Here is a 2,381-nt window from a genome sequence, read left to right on the forward strand (position 1 = left end):
GTGTCGCTGTTTTTCGCACAGGTGAGGATTCGTACCGTTTTGTATGGAGCTTCCATCATATTGTGATGGACGGCTGGTGCTTGTCGCTGGTGACCAACGAAGTGTTTGCGAGTTATTTTTCGATACTGGCTCATAAACAGCCCGAACTGGCCCCTGTAACGCCGTACAGTCAATATATCGAATGGCTGGAGCAGCAGGACCGTCAGGCCGCATCAAGCTACTGGAGCAATGTTCTGGAAGGATACGAGGAGCAGTCCCGCTTGCCACAGGCAAAAATCCAAGGTAAGACGGGGTATCAGGCGGAGCGTCTGGATTTTGATTTGGGCGCGGAGCTAACGGCAGGTATTCAGCGAGTAGCCAAGCGTTATCAGGTGACCATCAATACGTTGATGCAGACCGTATGGGGCCTTTTGCTGCAAAAATATAATGGCACCGATGATGTCGTGTTTGGCAGTGTGGTATCTGGACGTCCGGCAGACATTCCGAATGTGGAGCATATCATTGGTCTGTTTATCAATACCATTCCGGTGCGTATCCACAGTCAGGTGGACAGCGTATTCTCCGACGTGATGAAGCAAACCCAGGAGCAATCGATTGCTTCCCATGTGTATGATACGTATCCGTTGTATGAAATTCAGGGGTTGTCGGAGCTTAAGCAAGATTTGATTCATCATATTCTTATTTTTGAGAACTATCCGGTAGAGGAGCAGATAGAGCAATTAGGTAGTAGTGAGGCGTCCAGCTTCACGATCACAGGAGCCGAGTCTGTCGAGCAGACCAACTATGACTTTAACGTGGTAGTGCTGCCGGGGAATACCATTCACATGAGCTTTGGCTATAATGCCTTGGCCTTTGAACGGGAAAGTGTCGAGCAAATTCGAGGTCATCTGGTGCAGCTGCTGAAGCAGGTGACAGCGAATCCGAACATTCGCGTACATGAACTGGATATGGTTACGGTGCAGGAGCGTGAGCAAATCGTTGAGGTATGGGGAAATACAGCGGTAGCCTATCCAAGTAAACAAACGATTCACGGCTTGTTCGAAGCGCAAGCATTAGAGACACCGGAGCAGACAGCCTTGTTCTTTGAAGGAGAAACGCTGACTTATCGCGAGCTGAATGAACGAGCCAATCGATTGGCTCGTACCTTGCGCAGTCAAGGCGTGACGAAGGATCGGCTGGTGGGTCTGATGACCGAGCGCTCGGTGGACATGATCGTGGGCATCTTCGGAATTCTAAAAGCTGGAGGCGCATATGTCCCTATTGATCCAACGTATCCGGAGGAACGTATCCGCTATATGCTGAACGACTCGGGTGCGAAGCTGCTGTTAACACAAAGTCATCTGGTAGACAAAGTAGCTATCGACGGTCAAGTACTGGTATTGGATGGAGCACAAACCGTGTACCACGAGGATGGTTCCAACCTGGAGCTGCTGTCTGGTCCGAACGATTTGGCGTATGTAATCTATACGTCGGGTACAACCGGGCAGCCGAAGGGCGTTATGCTGGAGCACCACGGGCTGTGCAATCTGAAAACGTATTTTGATCAGACACTCAAGATTAGTACAACGGATCATGCACTGCTGTTTGCCAGCTATTCGTTCGATGCGGCTTGCTGGGAAATCTTCCAAGCGCTGTTCTGCGGGGCTACGTTATATGTGCCAACAACAGAGACGATTTTGAACTACGAACGGTTTGAGCAATATATGGCGGATCACCACATTACGGTGGCTGCTTTGCCACCGACCTATGCGGTGTATCTGGAGCCGCAGCGGATGCCAAGCCTGCGTATTCTGTTCACTGCGGGTTCAGCCTCTTCCACAGAACTGGTATACAAGTGGAAGGATCAGGTGGCGTACTACAATGGCTATGGTCCAACCGAAAACTCGGTGGCAACATCCATCTGGCCGGTATCCGAGGATGAAAGGGCAGGACAGCTCATTTCCATCGGACGTCCTATGCCGAATCACCGGGTATACATGGTGGATATCCATGGACATTTGGCGCCGGTCGGCGTAGCGGGTGAGCTGTGCGTGTCCGGTCCGGGTCTGGCGCGTGGTTATCTGGATCGACCAGAGCTGACGGCCGAGAAATTTGTAGTGAACCCGTTTGCGGCGGGTGAAGCCGGCTATGAACGAATGTACCGCACGGGGGATTTGGCGAGATGGATGCCAGACGGCAACATCGAATATTTGGGCCGGATCGACCATCAGGTGAAAATCCGGGGCTACCGGATCGAGCTGGGCGAGGTCGAGGCACAAATTCTGAAAGTGGAAGACGTGCAAGAGGTCATCGTACTGGCCCAAGCGGACGAGCAGGGACAAAACCAACTGGTGGCGTACTATGTCGCTGAAAGAGACGTAAGCGCTGGGGAGCTGCGCGGC

General features: G+C 52.0%; 1 protein-coding gene. It reads left to right on the top strand.

What is annotated here, in order from left to right; all coding sequences use genetic code 11:
• On the top strand, window positions 1–2,381 hold a 2,381-nt coding region (locus OIU26_RS25755; RefSeq protein WP_264218408.1), incomplete at both ends, for an amino acid adenylation domain-containing protein.

It is taken from the genome of Paenibacillus sp. BT-177, assembly GCF_025846815.2.
Classification (GTDB): Bacteria; Bacillota; Bacilli; order Paenibacillales; family Paenibacillaceae; genus Paenibacillus; species Paenibacillus polymyxa_C.